Here is a 15,288-nt window from a genome sequence, read left to right on the forward strand (position 1 = left end):
CTTTCCGCACCTTTAGGTGCGGAAAGCAGTCTCCAAAAGCAGGAACCCGGGCATAAAACCGAGGAAAGAAAGCACCCATGCAACTCTCCCATAAAGCCATGCCACCCGCGCCTGCTCCTGGAAACCCTCGATTTCCCCGCGCTTGAACCGGACCCCGGCGTGCCGCCATAAAGGCGGACACCGCGGGGTCACCCAAGGGGTGCGCAAAAGGGCCTGCAGCAGTCCCAGGCGTGCCAGCGGCAGGTCGACAGCCATACGCCTCCGCCTGAGTAGCTTTTTCCCAGTGCTTCGGGGTGGGAAATCGATTCCCGAGGGATGCCCCTGCACACAGCCCAACACCCTCCCAGCGCGAGGGAGAGATGGGCGCCCAGCAAAAGGCCTTGATCGATTGATAGTTCAAATCTAAAAATGAAATCCAATAAACATCACCTATATCGATTCAATGCTGTTCTTCAGAATGTTGATCTGATCAACATTTTTTCTCCGCTCGTTAAAAAAGGTGTCAATAACACAAATATCGGCAAAATCCGTCAATTCAACAAAAATATTTCATTCCGGAATACAGTCAACTCATGCAGCAATGACGCGGCAGCAAATCGGAGATTGACATGAGCCACACCACAAAAAACATCCCCACCCCAGCCCCAGAGCCGGCACCCAGCCTGATTGAGCGCATCTGTGCTCTGAAGGTCGATGGCATCGCCAAGCCCCTGGGCGAGGCGCTACTACTGGCAACAGAGGGGAACCGCACTGCGAAAAAAGCACTGAAGCGTGATGGCATTGAAATCCTCAAGGGCGGCGGCGTGCTGATCCGCCTGGACGTAAATCCCTACATCGGCGAACAGTCCTGATACCCGGACCGACCATGATCCTCCAGCTTTTCCACCCCCCAACCCCCGCAAATAAACTGCGCTCAAAGTCCTGACATGGCCACCCGCTACATCCCGGACCTCGAGTCCCACCTCCGCCACTACATCAAAAGCCTCACCGCCGCCTACATCGTGGGCGAGCCAGGCGACCAGCGCATTGCCTTCCTCGATCTGCCATCGGCCCCCCTCCCCGGCGAAAGCGGGCCCTACACCGCTATCGTCCACCCGGCCTTCACCCGCAGCGCACACACGTCCTTCACCCAGCGGGACATCATCACGAAATTCATCGACATCCGCGATGGCGACATCGAACGCGAAGCCGCTTTCCACCTGCACCACTCGAAATCGTCCAATAACCCCGACTACGCAGCCGGAGCCCAAGCACTTTACGCCGCCGCCCCAAAGATGAACGCGATCATGATGCGGATTCGCCGCAAGTGGCACAAAGACGATTTCAATCGCGACATCGTCACTTCCCCGACTCCGACAACCTCGACACCGTAATGCCCCCTGCCCCACGTGGCCGAATGAAGAATGCGATTTATGCTTGATACCAGCAAAAATGTCGTGACACTTGAAAATATGTTGCACTACATTACATGCACAGCAATCAAAGAAAGTGCACATGGCAACAAAACCCGTACTGACAAGCGACCTCAAGATGGTGATCTACGGTCAAGGATCAACAGAAAATCGTGGTGCGACTCTGCTGCGCATGTCCGATCGACTTCGGGAGGAGCTTGCGGAAGTGGCGCAGGGTCCTTTGTACCTGCTTATCGAGGTCGCGATCAGGCGGATGATCGACGACTTGAAAAGCAAGCCGGCGGGCCAGGTGCAAATAATCGATGCGGCGACCATCGTGGCCGAGCCGTCACACGGCGCGGCGCCAAAGCGGGCAACGCGGGAACGCAAGCCAAAGGAAAAGGCCGCCAAGGCCTGAACAACACGGGGGTCGGCCGATGACTGACCTGACCCGTCAGCAGCTGTGCGCCGCACTGGGGATCAGCGAGTCCCACGTCAAGCGCCTGGAAAATTTGGGTCTGCCGTACACACCAGTGGGGGTCAGATCCAAGCGATATGACCTGGCCGAATGCAAGGCCTTCCTTCGAGGGAATCAATGTCAGTTTACACAGACAAAAACGGGCGATACCACGCCTCGATTATGCGGGACGGCAAGCGCGTACATCGCACACTCCCGGCAGGTGCGACGGCGCGCGACGCCAAGCTAGTAGAGGCCCAGCTGCTGAAAGCAGTGGCCGAAAGTCCAAAAGAATCACGCAAGGTGGGCATCCCTGGCGACCCACCCTTGACCGAGGTCATGGCTCTGTATGTGCAGCACGCCAAGGGCCTCAAAGACTCCTCCACCGCACTCCATCACGCCGCACGCTTTGGCCCTTGGGCCGAGAAATACAAGGCCAGCCAGGCCGGCCGCGCGGCACTGCACTTCACGAACGACTGCAGGGAAAAATACGCAGCTGCCACGATCAACTGGAGCCTTTCAACCCTGAAAAAAGGGCTGAAATTGGCCAAAAAGGCTGAACTCGCGAGTCACAACTACGCCGACGAAGTAGAGTTGCTCAAGGTGGCCAACATTCAGACGACCTCAATCTCCCTGGAACAGCTCGAAACACTGGCATCCCACTGCAGTGATGCAGTCAAGGCAGCAGTTTTCATAGCAATTTACACAGGATGCCGACGAGGTGAGATCGTCAAAATGCGGCCTGAGCACATCGACCGGGCGAACCAAGAGATCGAGATTCACTACACCGGCACGAAGACCAGCAAAACCCGCACGATCCCGATCGTGGCGCCCCTTGCACCCTGGCTGGACAAACTGCCTTTGGGCATCGGCGCGGAAGGGATCAAGTCGGGCTTCACGCGTGCGCGGGTAGCCGCAGGCATGCCCTGGCTGAATTTCAAGGATCTGCGACGCAGCTGTGCCAAGATCCTGATTAAAAGCGACGTTGAGCTGTATGTTGTGAGCAAACTACTGGGGCATTCGACTGTCGTCGTAACTCAGCAGCGCTATGGCCATCTGGAGACCGGCCGCATCAAAGATGGGCTGGACAAGGCCTTCAAGTGAGAAAGTTGGTGGGCGATGCAAGTTTCGAACTTGCGACCCCCACAGTGTGAATGTGGTGCTCTACCCCTGAGCTAATCGCCCAACTTCTCATTTCCCGATTACACCAAGGACTTACACCAGATGATGCAACCCATTGATTCTAAAGGATATTTACTGCAGTGTGAATGCAGTGCTCTACCCCTGAGCTAATCGCCCTTGAAACTTTGATCCCGTATCAAGGAAGCCTCAAATTATATACCATTTTTTCAGGCCGAAAGCTTCCAGACCGTTTTTCCTCCACTGGACTTGTCGAGCTGGTTCAAAACATCATCGTGGGCCGCGAGCTCTTGGGCATTGGCTTCCAAAACCGGGAGCTGTATGCCGCTCAAGTCCAACTGCTCCACCACCAGCCCCGGCTCGGGTGAGTCCGAGCTGTCCATCAGCAAGGCGTCCTGCCCCCGGGTCATGTTGATATAGACGTCCGCCAGTAGCTCGGCATCCAGCAGAGCGCCGTGCAGTGTGCGGCCGGAGTTGTCGACCTCCAGGCGATCACACAGCGCATCGAGGCTGTTGCGCTTACCGGGGAACATCTCCTTGGCCATGACCAAGGTGTCGAGCACATGGCTGACGAAGTTCTTGAATGGCTTGCGACCGGAACGCTTCAGCTCCATGTCGAGGAACGAGAGGTCAAACGGTGCGTTGTGGATGATGATTTCCGCACCATCCACATAGTCGACCAAGTCTTGCGCAATCTCTTCAAAGCGGGGCTTGTCGCTCAGAAACTGCGTGGTCAAGCCGTGCACCCGGAGCGCTCCCTCATCGCTGTCGCGACCGGGGTTCAAGTAGAAATGCAGGTTGTTGCCCGTGAGCTTGCGGTTGACCAGCTCTACGCAGCCAATTTCCACCATGCGGTCCGGATGGTCGGGATGGTTGGCATAGAAACCCGTGGTTTCAGTGTCGAGCACGATCTGGCGCATGGCTTGCCTCAGTGGTTTTCGCGAGCGTGGTTGATGGAGTACTTGGGGATCTGAACCACAATGTCTTGCTGAGCCAAATAGGCTTGACAGCTCAGGCGGGACTGAGGCTCCAGACCCCAGGCGCGGTCCAGCAGGTCTTCCTCGGTTTCCTCGGCTGCATTCAGGCTCTGCAAGCCTTCGCGCACGATCACATGGCACGTGGTGCACGCGCAGCTCATGTCGCAGGCGTGTTCAATTTGAATGCCATTTTCCAGCAAGGCTTCGCAAATCGACGTACCTGCGGCCGCTTTCAGCTCGACGCCCTCCGGGCAGTATTCGGGATGCGGCAGTATTTTGATAACGGGCATATTCAGTTCACTTCAAAGGGATTCAATGCTCTTGCCAGCCAGCGCTTGCGAAATTCCTTTGTTCATCCGCATTGCGGCAAAGGGCTCGGTCGCGGTTGCAAGACTCTTGATTGCAGCCTCAATAAGGGCGGGGTCGGTCATCAACGCGGCAGCGGCCAATGCTTCCACCGCACTATCAATCTGGGTGCGCTCAGGCGCATCGAGGAGCTCGCCATCCGCTTCGAGGGCGCTGCGAGTTGCCAGAGTCAAGCGATCAGCGTCCACCCGGGCCTCGACCAGTGCACGGGCACGCATATCGGCCTCTGCGGTCGTGAAGCTTTCTTTGAGCATCGCGGCAATTTGTTCGTCGCTCAGTCCATAAGAAGGCTTGACATCAATCCGCGCCTCTACGCCGCTGACCTGCTCTTTGGCCGCCACCATCAAAAGACCATCAGCATCCACCGTGAACGTCACGCGAATCCGGGCGGCACCAGCCGCCATAGGTGGAATTCCGCGCAGCTCAAAGCGGGCCAAGCTACGGCAATCCGCCACCAGGTCACGCTCGCCCTGCACCACATGCAAGGCCAGAGCAGTTTGACCGTCTTTGTACGTCGTGAAGTCCTGTGCCATCGCAGTCGGAATCGTCTGGTTCCGCGGCACGATGCGCTCTACCAACCCGCCCATGGTCTCCACGCCCAACGACAGCGGAATCACGTCCAGCAACAACAAGTCTCCACCGGGGTTGTTGCCAGCCAACTGGTTGGCCTGTATGGCAGCACCGAGGGCTACCACCTCATCAGGATTCAAGTTGGTCAGCGGCTCGCGCCCGAAGTACTGATGCACCGCTTGCTGTACCTGAGGCATGCGGGTGGAGCCACCCACCATCACCACGCCCTGAATCTCATCTTTGCTGAGGGAGGCATCGCGCAATGCTTTGCGCACGGCCTGCAAGGTGCGCGCAGTCAGGCCGGCAGTGGCGGTTTCAAAGTCCTCACGCCGTACACCCATGTCGATGGAGCCGGTAGAAAGATCGATCTCAACGCTGGCAATCTCTTCGTTGGAGAGCGCTTCTTTACAGGCGCGCGCGCCCGCCATCAGCACAGCCTGGTCTTCCGGCATCGGTGCCGCGAGCCCCGCGGACTCCAGCAGCCAATCGGCCAGCGCCCGATCGTAGTCATCGCCACCCAAGGCAGAATCTCCACCTGTGGCGAGCACTTCAAAGACGCCCTGCGACAGCCGCAGGATCGATATGTCAAACGTACCGCCGCCCAAGTCGTAAATGGCGTAAACACCTTCCGAGGCGTTGTCCAGGCCATAGGCAATCGCGGCAGCTGTCGGCTCATTAATCAGGCGCAGCACATTCAGGCCAGCCAGCTGGGCCGCATCTTTGGTGGCCTGACGCTGTGCATCGTCGAAATAGGCCGGGACCGTGATCACCGCGCCGTAAATGTCGTCGTTAAAGCTGTCCTCTGCGCGGAACCTCAGCGTCGCCAAGATCTCTGCACTCACCTCTACCGGACTTTTCACGCCCGCGATAGTTCGGATTTTGGCCATGCCGGGCTCGTCCACCAAGGCATAAGGCAGCTTGCTGGGATGCGCTACATCCCCCACGCCCCGCCCCATCAATCGCTTGACGGATGCAATAGTGTTGCCCGGGTCTGCCGTTTGATTCGCCAGCGCGTCAAAGCCGATCTGGCGACGGTCCGCATCGAGGTACCGCACCACACTGGGCAGCACGACGCGACCTTGCGCATCCGGAAGGCATTCTGCGACACCGCTGCGCACCGCCGCAACTAAGGAATGGGTGGTGCCCAGATCGATTCCGATGGCGATACGGCGCTCATGGGGATTGGGGGATTGGCCGGGTTCTGAAATTTGCAAAAGCGCCATGAAATCTCACACTACTCAAATTGATCTAAACGCTGGTGCAGGTCAAGTGCAAACTTGTCTATAAACATCAGAGCTCGTACGGTGCTTACCGCCGCCTGGAAGTCAACACGCTCATCCAACGCAGCCTCGCATTCCCGCAACAACTGCCGCCGGGCGCTCTGCACTTCGTCTAACAAAGACTCCACGTCACCGGCCGTGTTGGCATCATCCAGAGCCTCACGCCACTCCATTTGCTGCATCAAAAATGCGGGAGGCATCGCGGTGTTGCTGTGGGCCTGAATCGGGTGACCCGCAAGCTCACAAAGGTACGCTGCCCGCTTCAGGGGGTCTTTGAGGCGCTCGTAGGCCTCGTTGATCCTCACCGACCACTGCAAAGCCACCCGCTGAGCGGCTATGCCATGGGACGCAAACTTATCCGGGTGCGCTTCTTTCTGCAGATTTTTCCAACGCGCATCTATCGCTGCGCGGTCCTGCGAAAACCCCCTCGTTAAGCCGAAGAGGGCAAAGTCGTCATCCTGCAGGTTCACACGCGGAACGACTCACCGCAACCGCACTTGTCGCGCTCGTTGGGATTGTTGAAACGAAAGCCTTCGTTCAAACCCTCACGCACGAAGTCCAACTGGGTGCCATCGATGTAGGCAAAGCTCTTGGGGTCCACCAGGACCTTGACACCATGGCCTTCGAAGACGATGTCTTCCGGTGCCAACTCATCAACGTATTCCAACTGGTACGCCAGTCCGGAGCAGCCGGTAGTCTTTACACCCAGCCGCACGCCCACGCCCTTACCACGCTTGGTCAGGTAGCGGGTCACGTGCCGCGCAGCTGCTTCTGTCAGGGTGACGGCCATATCAGTTCAGGTGCTTTTTCTTGTAGTCGTCCACCGCGGCTTTGATGGCATCTTCCGCCAGGATAGAGCAGTGGATCTTGACAGGAGGGAGTGCCAATTCCTCAGCGATCTGGCTGTTTTTCAAAGCTGCTGCTTCGTCCAGCGTCTTGCCCTTCACCCACTCGGTGACGAGCGAGCTCGATGCAATGGCGGAGCCACAGCCGTAGGTCTTGAAACGCGCGTCTTCGATCACACCCGTTTCGGCGTTGACCTTGATCTGGAGTTTCATGACGTCACCGCAAGCGGGCGCACCCACCATGCCGGTGCCAACGGTGTCATCACCTTTGTCAAAGGAGCCCACATTGCGGGGGTTTTCGTAGTGGTCAACAACTTTGTCTGAATATGCCATTTGCTTTACCTCTTAACTTTGATCAGTGCGCCGCCCACTGGATCGTGGACAGGTCAATGCCTTCTTTGTACATGTCCCACAGCGGGCTCAAATCGCGCAGCTTGGCCACGTTTTGCTTGATCGTGTCCACGGCGTAGTCGATATCGGCTTCTGTCGTCCAGCGACCGATCGTCATGCGCAGGCTGCTGTGGGCCAACTCATCACTCCGCCCCAAGGCACGCAAGACATAGCTAGGCTCCAGAGAAGCAGACGTGCAGGCCGAACCGCTCGAAACCGCCAGGCCCTTGATACCCATGATCAAGGACTCGCCTTCCACATAGTTGAAGCTCATGTTCAGGTTATGGGGCACGCGCTTTTCTTTGTGGCCATTGATAAACACTTGCTCAATGCCTTCCAGACCCGCCAACATGCGGTCATGCAAGGCCTTGATGCGGACGTTTTCAACGTGCATTTCTTCTTTGGCAATGCGGTAGGCCTCGCCCATGCCCACGATCTGGTGGGTAGGCAATGTACCGCTGCGCATGCCACGCTCGTGCCCGCCACCGTGCATCTGCGCTTCGAGGCGGATACGGGGTTTGCGACGCACAAACAACGCGCCAATGCCCTTGGGACCATAGGTTTTGTGAGAGGTCAGGCTCATCAAATCAATCGGCAACTGGGCCATATCGATATCCACCCGGCCGGTAGCTTGCGCTGCATCCACGTGGAAGATGACGCCTTTTTCACGGCAAGCATTGCCCAGGGCCACCACATCCTGAATCACACCGATTTCATTGTTCACGAACATCACGCTGGCCAGGATGGTGTCCGGGCGGATCGCGGCCTTGAAGGTGTCGAGATTCACAAGACCATCGTCCTGCACATCCAGATACGTCACTTCAAAACCCTGGCGCTCCAACTCGCGACAGGTATCCAGCACCGCCTTGTGCTCGGTTTTCACCGTGATGATGTGCTTGCCTTTGGACTTGTAGAACTGGGCCGCACCCTTGATCGCCAGGTTGTTGGACTCGGTGGCACCGGAAGTCCAGACAATTTCGCGGGGGTCGGCGCCAATCAGCGCTGCGACCTGCTCGCGTGCTTTTTCTACAGCGGCCTCTGCCTCCCATCCCCACGCATGGCTGCGGGAAGCCGGATTGCCAAAATGGTTGCGCAACCAAGGGACCATGGCATCGACCACCCGCTCGTCGCAGGGATTGGTCGCGCTGTAGTCCATATAAATCGGGAAATGAGGTGTAGTGTCCATAGCTGGCTCAGTGCTGGCTGCAGTAAAAATCAGGATTTAGAAAAGGCATTGCCCAAGGCAAACACGGAGTTCGGAGCATTGATCCGAATCGGCTTGACCACCGGCATGGCCGAAATAGCGCGCTTGATGCTGGGCTTGTCTTCAATTTGCAAGCCCTTTGCAAGCTGGTCGTCCACCAGCTTTTGCAGGGTGACGGAATCCAGAAACTCCACCATACGGGTATTCAAAGAAGCCCACAGGTCGTGCGTCATGCAGCGGGCACCCTCGCCGAGGCAGTTTTCTTTGCCACTGCACTGGGTGGCGTCAATCGGCTCATCGACCGAGGTGATGATTTCTGCCACGGTGATGTCCGAAGCTTTGCGCGCAAGTGTGTAACCGCCGCCGGGCCCACGGGTGGACTCCACCAGGTCATGGCGGCGCAACTTTCCGAACAACTGCTCAAGGTAGGACAGAGAAATTTGCTGGCGCTGGCTGATTGCAGCCAAAGTTACCGGTCCCGAGCTTTGGCGCAAGCCCAGATCGATCATCGCGGTGACCGCAAAACGGCCTTTGGTGGTGAGACGCATCGCTTGCTCCTTCGGTAGGGTTGTTGACTAGCGGACTCAAGTATAGCACTCAACCCCGCGCGCTAGTCGGGTAAACAGACTGATTAGTCTATTTATCCGACTTGGTTTGTCAACTTTACAGAATCACGACGTTGTCCGTACCCGGCGCCCCGAAAGCCTGCTCTTTCAAAATGGTCAATTGGTCCCGCACCCGCGCTGCTTTTTCGAACTCGAGGTTGCGCGCGTGCTCCATCATCAACTTCTCCAAGCGCTTGATTTCGCGGGAAATGTCCTTCTCGCTCATGTCTTCCACTTGCGCTCGCTGGTGGGCATCCCGCTCCAGGCGCTCGGCTTCTTTACCGGCTTTCTCGCTGTACACACCATCAATCAAGTCGCGGACTTTCTTCACAATGGCCTTGGGCGTTATGCCGCGCTCCAGGTTGTGGGCAATCTGCTTCTTGCGGCGACGCTCCGTCTCCCCAATGGCCCGCGCCATCGAGTCCGTGATCTTGTCGGCATAAAGGATCGCTTTTCCTTCCAGGTTACGGGCCGCACGGCCAATGGTTTGGATCAGCGAGCGCTCCGAGCGCAAAAAGCCCTCCTTGTCCGCATCCAGAATCGCGACCAGAGACACCTCCGGAATATCCAGCCCCTCGCGTAGCAAGTTGATGCCGACCAGCACATCAAAGGTCCCCAGGCGCAAGTCCCGCAAAATTTCCACGCGCTCCACCGTGTCCACATCGCTATGCAGATAGCGCACCTTGACACCGTTGTCAGTCAGGTAGTCCGTTAACTGCTCTGCCATGCGCTTGGTCAGGGTCGTGATCAGTACACGTTCGTTTTTGTCTACGCGGATACGGATTTCCTGCAGTACATCGTCCACCTGGGTCCCTGCCGGCCGCACCTCCACCTCTGGATCGACCAATCCTGTAGGGCGCACCACCTGCTCCACCACCTGACCCGCGTGCTCGTTTTCCCACTGGGCCGGTGTGGCGGACACGAACACCACCTGCCGCATCTTGGTTTCGAACTCTTCAAATTTGAGCGGCCGGTTGTCCAATGCACTCGGCAAGCGAAAGCCGTACTCCACCAGCGTGGTCTTGCGCGCCCGGTCCCCGTTGTACATGCCACCGAACTGACCGATGAGCACATGGCTTTCATCCAAAAACATCATGGCGTCTTTGGGCAGGTAGTCGGTGAGGGTCGACGGCGGCTCGCCCGGCGCAGAGCCACTCAAATGGCGCGAATAGTTTTCAATCCCCTTGCAGTGCCCCACTTCACTCAGCATTTCAAGGTCAAAGCGGGTGCGCTGCTCCAAGCGCTGCGCCTCCACCAACTTGCCCATGCTGACAAACTCACTCAAGCGCCCTGCCAACTCCGTTTTGATCGTCTCCACGGCGGCTAAGACCTGGTCGCGCGGTGTCACGTAATGGCTGCTGGGGTAGACGGTAAAACGCGGAATCTTCTGGCGGATGCGGCCGGTCAGGGGGTCAAACAGCTGCAGGCTTTCGATCTCATCGTCAAACAGCTCGACCCGGATCGCCATTTCGCTGTGCTCTGCCGGAAAGATATCAATCGTGTCCCCCCGGACCCGGAACGCCCCCCGACTGAAATCCATGTCGTTGCGCTGGTATTGCATGCGCACCAACTGGGCAATCATGTCCCGCTGCCCCATGCGGTCTCCGGTGCGCAGCGTCATCACCATCTGGTGGTAACTCTCCGGCTTGCCGATACCGTAGATGGCAGACACCGTGGCCACAATCACCACGTCCCGCCGCTCAATGATGCTTTTGGTGCAACTCAGGCGCATCTGCTCAATGTGCTCATTGATCGCACTGTCTTTTTCAATGAACAAGTCGCGCTGCGGCACATAGGCCTCGGGCTGGTAGTAGTCGTAATAGCTCACGAAATACTCGACCGCGTTCTTGGGAAAGAACTCCCGGAACTCGCTGTACAGCTGGGCCGCCAGTGTTTTGTTGGGAGCAAACACAATGGCCGGGCGCCCAAGGCGGGCGATCACGTTGGCCATGGTGAAGGTCTTTCCCGACCCGGTCACGCCCAGCAGCGTTTGAAACACCTCGCCGTCCTCGACTCCGCTGACCAACTGATCGATTGCCTCGGGCTGGTCGCCGGCAGGCGGATAGGGTTGGTACAACTCAAAGGGTGAACCGGGATAGCTCACAAAAGTGCCGGTGCGCACTTCATCTGCGTCGTCGGACACTGCAGAGGTCGGCTGGGGGAAAGACATGGCGGAAGGCTCGATGACGTGAAATGGGGAACTGTAGACTAGACCGCAACCCTGCAGGACCCCACCATGTCAAAACCTTCATTTCTGGGCACTCCGCTGGCGCTGATTCAAGCGCCGATGGCCGGAGTGCAAGACCATCGCTTGGCCGCTGCCGTGTGCAACGCTGGCGCACTCGGCTCCATTCCCGCCGCCATGTTGAGTCCGCAAGCGCTCCGGCACGAACTCCAACAACTCGTCGCACTCACCGACAAGCCTTACAACGTTAATTTCTTCTGCCATATCCCGCCCGGCCCCGACGCGGCACGAGAAACTGCCTGGCACGAAGCTTTAAGCCCCTATTACGACGAGCTGGGTCTTTCCACTGCCGACATCACGCAGGGCCCGGGTCGGGCACCGTTCAGCGCTGAGAGTGCCGAGCTGTTGGAAGAATACAAACCTGCCGTCGTCAGCTTTCACTTCGGGCTGCCGGCCAAGGCGCTTCTGGCCCGGGTCAAAAGCTGGGGCAGCCTGGTCATCGCTTCCGCTACAACGACAGAAGAGGCAACGTGGCTGCAAGCGCACGGGGCAGATGCCATCATTGCCCAAGGTCTGGAAGCCGGAGGGCACCGAGGGCACTTTCTGACGGACGATTTGAGCGTGCAAATGGGCACCGTGGCGCTGCTCCCACAAATAGTGCGGGCGGTGAGCGTGCCTGTTATCGCAGCGGGCGGGGTTGCCGATGCCGCCGGCGTGGCCGCCGCCATGGCGCTCGGTGCCTCCGCAGTGCAAGTCGGGACCGCCTACATGTGCTGCCCCGAAGCCACCACCGCCACTCTGCACCGGGCCGCCCTGCAAAGCCCGCAAGCCCGGCACACAGCACTGACCACCCTCTTCACCGGTCGCCCTGCCCGAGGCATTGTCAACCGCTTGATGCGCGAATTGGGCCCATTGAACTCCGCCGCGCCGGCTTTTCCCATGGCAACTTCGGCCATTGCACCCCTGCGGGCCCGGGCGGAAAGCCAGGGCCGCACCGACTTCTCCCCGCTGTGGAGCGGTCAAAATGCCTCCGGCTGCTGCGACGCGCCGGCCGCCGACCTCACCCGTGCACTCGCACGGGGCCTGCCCGGTTAAACCTCGACAAAAAGGCACCAGCGCGGTGCCACGTAAAATAGGGAGAACCCGTAACGCAACCTGCGTTGTCGGGCATCCTCACGACATTCCAATCACAGGACTTATCCATGTCTCTCTTTACCGCCGTCGAAATGGCTCCCCGCGACCCTATTCTGGGTCTGAACGAACAATTCAACGCTGACACCAACCCCAGCAAAGTGAATTTGGGTGTGGGCGTTTATTTCGACGACAACGGCAAACTCCCCCTGTTGCAGTGCGTTCAAGCCGCTGAAAAGACCATGATGGACAAGCCCACCGCCCGTGGTTACCTGCCTATCGACGGTATTGCCGCTTACGACGCAGCCGTCAAAGCGCTGGTCTTCGGCGTTGACTCTGATGTGGTCAAGAGCGGCCGCGTGGCCACGGTGCAAGCCATTGGTGGCACCGGCGGACTGAAAATCGGCGCCGACTTCCTGAAGAAGCTCAGCCCCAACGCCACCGTGTTGATTTCCGACCCCAGCTGGGAAAACCACCGCGCCCTGTTTACCAACGCCGGTTTTAACGTCGACACCTACCCCTACTTCGACCAGAGCGCAAACGGCGGCTTGGGTGGCATCAACTTTGACGGCATGCTGGCCAAGCTCAACGCTGCCGCCGAAGGCACCATCGTCCTGTTGCACGCCTGCTGCCACAACCCGACCGGCTACGACATTACCGCCGCCCAGTGGGACCAGGTCATTGCCGCCGTGAAGGCCCGCAAGTTGACTGCATTCCTGGACATGGCCTACCAAGGCTTCGGCTACGGCATTGCCGAAGACGGCGCCGTGATCGCCAAGTTTGTGGCCGCTGAGCTCAACATTTTTGTGTCCACCAGCTTCTCCAAGAGCTTCAGCCTCTACGGTGAGCGCGTGGGCGCCCTGAGCGTGGTCGGCAGCAGCAAGGAAGAAACCGACCGCGTCCTGAGCCAGCTCAAGATCGCTATCCGCACTAACTACTCCAACCCGCCCACCCACGGCGGCGCCATTGTGGCTGCGGTGCTGAACAACGCTGAGCTGCGCGCCCAGTGGGAACAAGAATTGGGTGAGATGCGCGTGCGCATCAAAGCCATGCGCCAAAAGCTGGTCGACGGCCTGAAGGCAGCGGGTGTTACCAAAGACATGTCGTTCATCACCACCCAGATCGGCATGTTCAGCTACTCGGGACTCAGCAAAGACCAGATGGTCCGCCTGCGCTCCGAATTCGGCGTGTACGGCACCGACACCGGTCGCATGTGCGTGGCAGCCCTGAACAGCAAGAACATCGACTACGTCTGCCAGGCCATCGCCAAGGTCATCTAAGGAAAAACGCGGGGCGCAAGCCCCGCCCGGCTCGCTATCTTTTTGATAGCTGCTAGCGCATATTCCACGGGCGCATATGGAGACAATTGCATGAAAACAATAGCCTACGCGTTGGGAGCCCTGCTGGGGCTGGCGTCATCCGCCGCAGGTGCTTGGGGCAATCACACCCTGGCAGCCTACCGGGCCCTGGAAGCCATGCCCGAGGTGGCCAATGCGGCCACCGTCACGGTGGAGCCACTGGAAGTCTTTCTCAAGGCAGAAGAAAAAACTATTGAGGCGCTCCTGGCGAGTCACGAAGCGTGGGCAGCCGCCAATCTGCAAAGCTACCCCCCGCGCCCCGGAAAGCTGGCTTTTGTAGCCAACCCCGACCGCAGCGACGAAGCCCGCCGCCTCGCCTTCGCCCATGCGCTGCGGATCGCACCCAATAGCCGCTTTGCACTCTTTATCCAGCCGGACCCCAAGGTCAACGCCTCTCCGGCACCGCGACTGCCCTCGGAAGCGGTCACCACATTGCCCATGCTGGGCAACGCCAGCCAGAAGTTCCAACCCTTGCGCTCTGGCGAGCAAGTTGCACCCTTAGCGGTAGCGGCCAGCGCCGCCGATGAGCCGGACTACGGCCTAGACATCAATCTGTGGGAAGACAGCCCCTCGGAGTGGGGCAAGTTGTATGGCTTTGGCCCCTTGCCTTTCGGCAACCCCATACTCCCCTACTCGACCCAAGCCCCCTTCCACATGGGCTTCATGCATGAGAGCAAGGTGCTGTACACCGCAGCGCCATTCCTCAAACGGACCTTCCCCCAACTGCGGGTGTACCAATACTCCACCCTGGCGTCCCTGGCCTTCCGAACCGGCCACCCTTACTGGGGATGGCGCTTCACCGGTCTCGCACTGCATTATTTGCAAGACCTGACCCAGCCCTACCATGCGACCCTGGCGCCGGGGGATTCGACGCTGAAGCTATTGGCGATTAACGCCATGGCCATGGCTGGCCTTTCGGGCATGAAAAACAATATGGTGACCTTGCTCTCCAACCGGCACCTGGCCCTGGAGAAATACCAGTCTGAAGTGCTCCTCAACTCGGCGCTCGCCCGGCAAGACACCCCTGTCGACCAAGCTTTGCGCCAGATGGACAAAGACGCCAGCTATCCCGAATGGCACGACCTCTACGTCCGCAATGTGGTGTCGGCACAGGCAGCCGCCTATGGCAACCGCATTGCTAAAACCTTGACCGACAGCATGCCGGCAGGCTTTGTCTCCGACCCTGCTTACGACTTCGGCGCTAACGAAGACAAAGTGACCCTCGTCAAAGAGCTTGCCAGCGCGCAACCCGAGGCGCGCTCTAGTCTGGATGCTCTTGTCGCCGAGCTGCTGGGCAACTTCGGCGCCCACAGCCGCAACGCAATCCGCGGGATTCTCAAAGCGAGTAATCGCTAAAACAGACAACACTGCTATATTGCACTGCAACAT

General features: G+C 58.6%; 17 protein-coding genes and 1 tRNA gene. 7 read left to right on the forward strand and 11 right to left on the reverse strand.

What is annotated here, in order from left to right; all coding sequences use genetic code 11:
• Positions 1–12: 12 nt before the first annotated feature.
• Positions 13–255, reverse strand: coding sequence for a hypothetical protein (locus QZW03_RS03645; protein ID WP_296508444.1), 243 nt, complete (start codon positions 253–255; stop codon positions 13–15).
• 353 nt (positions 256–608) lie between these two features.
• Between QZW03_RS03645 and QZW03_RS03650 the strand changes: the two genes are divergently transcribed.
• From QZW03_RS03650 to QZW03_RS03665, 4 genes are all read left to right on the forward strand, one after another.
• Entirely contained in the window at positions 609–851 is a 243-nt protein-coding gene (locus tag QZW03_RS03650) for a hypothetical protein (protein ID WP_296508445.1), read from the forward strand.
• 75 nt (positions 852–926) lie between these two features.
• Positions 927–1,373, forward strand: a complete 447-nt coding sequence (locus tag QZW03_RS03655; protein ID WP_296508446.1) for a hypothetical protein — start codon at positions 927–929, stop codon at positions 1,371–1,373.
• Positions 1,374–1,494: 121 nt separating this feature from the next.
• Positions 1,495–1,809 carry a hypothetical protein gene (locus tag QZW03_RS03660; protein ID WP_296508448.1) on the forward strand — a complete coding sequence of 105 codons (315 nt, stop codon included), beginning with the start codon at positions 1,495–1,497 and terminating at the stop codon, positions 1,807–1,809.
• 177 nt (positions 1,810–1,986) lie between these two features.
• On the forward strand, positions 1,987–2,952 hold the full coding sequence (locus tag QZW03_RS03665) for a site-specific integrase (protein WP_296508450.1): 966 nt from the start codon (positions 1,987–1,989) through the stop codon (positions 2,950–2,952).
• Between the two features lie 6 nt (positions 2,953–2,958).
• On the opposite strand, the gene QZW03_RS03670 is transcribed toward QZW03_RS03665, so the two are convergent.
• The 10 genes from QZW03_RS03670 to uvrB all read right to left on the reverse strand — a co-directional run bounded on the left by QZW03_RS03670 (position 2,959) and on the right by uvrB (position 11,395).
• Positions 2,959–3,033: transfer RNA gene (locus QZW03_RS03670), tRNA-Val, on the reverse strand.
• Between the two features lie 164 nt (positions 3,034–3,197).
• On the reverse strand, positions 3,198–3,908 hold the full coding sequence (dnaQ, locus tag QZW03_RS03675; RefSeq protein WP_296508451.1) for a DNA polymerase III subunit epsilon: 711 nt from the start codon (positions 3,906–3,908) through the stop codon (positions 3,198–3,200).
• 8 nt (positions 3,909–3,916) lie between these two features.
• Entirely contained in the window at positions 3,917–4,255 is a 339-nt protein-coding gene (gene fdx, locus QZW03_RS03680; protein WP_296508452.1) for an ISC system 2Fe-2S type ferredoxin, read from the reverse strand.
• 12 nt (positions 4,256–4,267) lie between these two features.
• Positions 4,268–6,124, reverse strand: coding sequence for a Fe-S protein assembly chaperone HscA (hscA, locus tag QZW03_RS03685; RefSeq protein ID WP_296508454.1), 1,857 nt, complete (start codon positions 6,122–6,124; stop codon positions 4,268–4,270).
• A gap of 11 nt (positions 6,125–6,135) precedes the next feature.
• Positions 6,136–6,651: a Fe-S protein assembly co-chaperone HscB gene (hscB, locus tag QZW03_RS03690; protein WP_296508456.1), complete on the reverse strand. Its 516-nt coding sequence runs from the start codon at positions 6,649–6,651 to the stop codon at positions 6,136–6,138.
• Positions 6,648–6,971, reverse strand: a complete 324-nt coding sequence (gene iscA / locus QZW03_RS03695; RefSeq protein ID WP_296508458.1) for an iron-sulfur cluster assembly protein IscA — start codon at positions 6,969–6,971, stop codon at positions 6,648–6,650. Before iscA ends, hscB begins: the two co-directional genes overlap by 4 nt.
• Before the next feature lies 1 nt (position 6,972).
• Positions 6,973–7,359, reverse strand: a complete 387-nt coding sequence (gene iscU / locus QZW03_RS03700; RefSeq protein ID WP_296508460.1) for a Fe-S cluster assembly scaffold IscU — start codon at positions 7,357–7,359, stop codon at positions 6,973–6,975.
• A 22-nt stretch (positions 7,360–7,381) separates the two neighbouring features.
• The gene (locus tag QZW03_RS03705) at positions 7,382–8,602 is read right to left on the reverse strand and encodes an IscS subfamily cysteine desulfurase (RefSeq protein WP_296508461.1); all 1,221 of its coding nucleotides are present in this window, start codon (positions 8,600–8,602) and stop codon (positions 7,382–7,384) included.
• A 29-nt stretch (positions 8,603–8,631) separates the two neighbouring features.
• Positions 8,632–9,168, reverse strand: a complete 537-nt coding sequence (iscR, locus tag QZW03_RS03710; RefSeq protein WP_296508462.1) for a Fe-S cluster assembly transcriptional regulator IscR — start codon at positions 9,166–9,168, stop codon at positions 8,632–8,634.
• A 115-nt stretch (positions 9,169–9,283) separates the two neighbouring features.
• The gene (uvrB, locus tag QZW03_RS03715) at positions 9,284–11,395 is read right to left on the reverse strand and encodes an excinuclease ABC subunit UvrB (RefSeq protein ID WP_296508463.1); all 2,112 of its coding nucleotides are present in this window, start codon (positions 11,393–11,395) and stop codon (positions 9,284–9,286) included.
• A gap of 66 nt (positions 11,396–11,461) precedes the next feature.
• On the opposite strand from uvrB, the gene QZW03_RS03720 reads away from it, so the two are divergent.
• The 3 genes from QZW03_RS03720 to QZW03_RS03730 all read left to right on the forward strand — a co-directional run bounded on the left by QZW03_RS03720 (position 11,462) and on the right by QZW03_RS03730 (position 15,255).
• Positions 11,462–12,505, forward strand: a complete 1,044-nt coding sequence (locus tag QZW03_RS03720) for a nitronate monooxygenase (RefSeq protein ID WP_296508464.1) — start codon at positions 11,462–11,464, stop codon at positions 12,503–12,505.
• A 107-nt stretch (positions 12,506–12,612) separates the two neighbouring features.
• Positions 12,613–13,821 (forward strand): amino acid aminotransferase, encoded by a 1,209-nt coding sequence (locus QZW03_RS03725; RefSeq protein ID WP_296508466.1) that lies wholly within the window; start codon positions 12,613–12,615, stop codon positions 13,819–13,821.
• Positions 13,822–13,911: 90 nt separating this feature from the next.
• Positions 13,912–15,255: a hypothetical protein gene (locus QZW03_RS03730; RefSeq protein ID WP_296508468.1), complete on the forward strand. Its 1,344-nt coding sequence runs from the start codon at positions 13,912–13,914 to the stop codon at positions 15,253–15,255.
• Positions 15,256–15,288: the final 33 nt, after the last annotated feature.

This window comes from Rhodoferax sp. (genome assembly GCF_013297935.1).
In the GTDB taxonomy this organism is placed as follows: Bacteria; Pseudomonadota; Gammaproteobacteria; order Burkholderiales; family Burkholderiaceae_C; genus Allorhodoferax.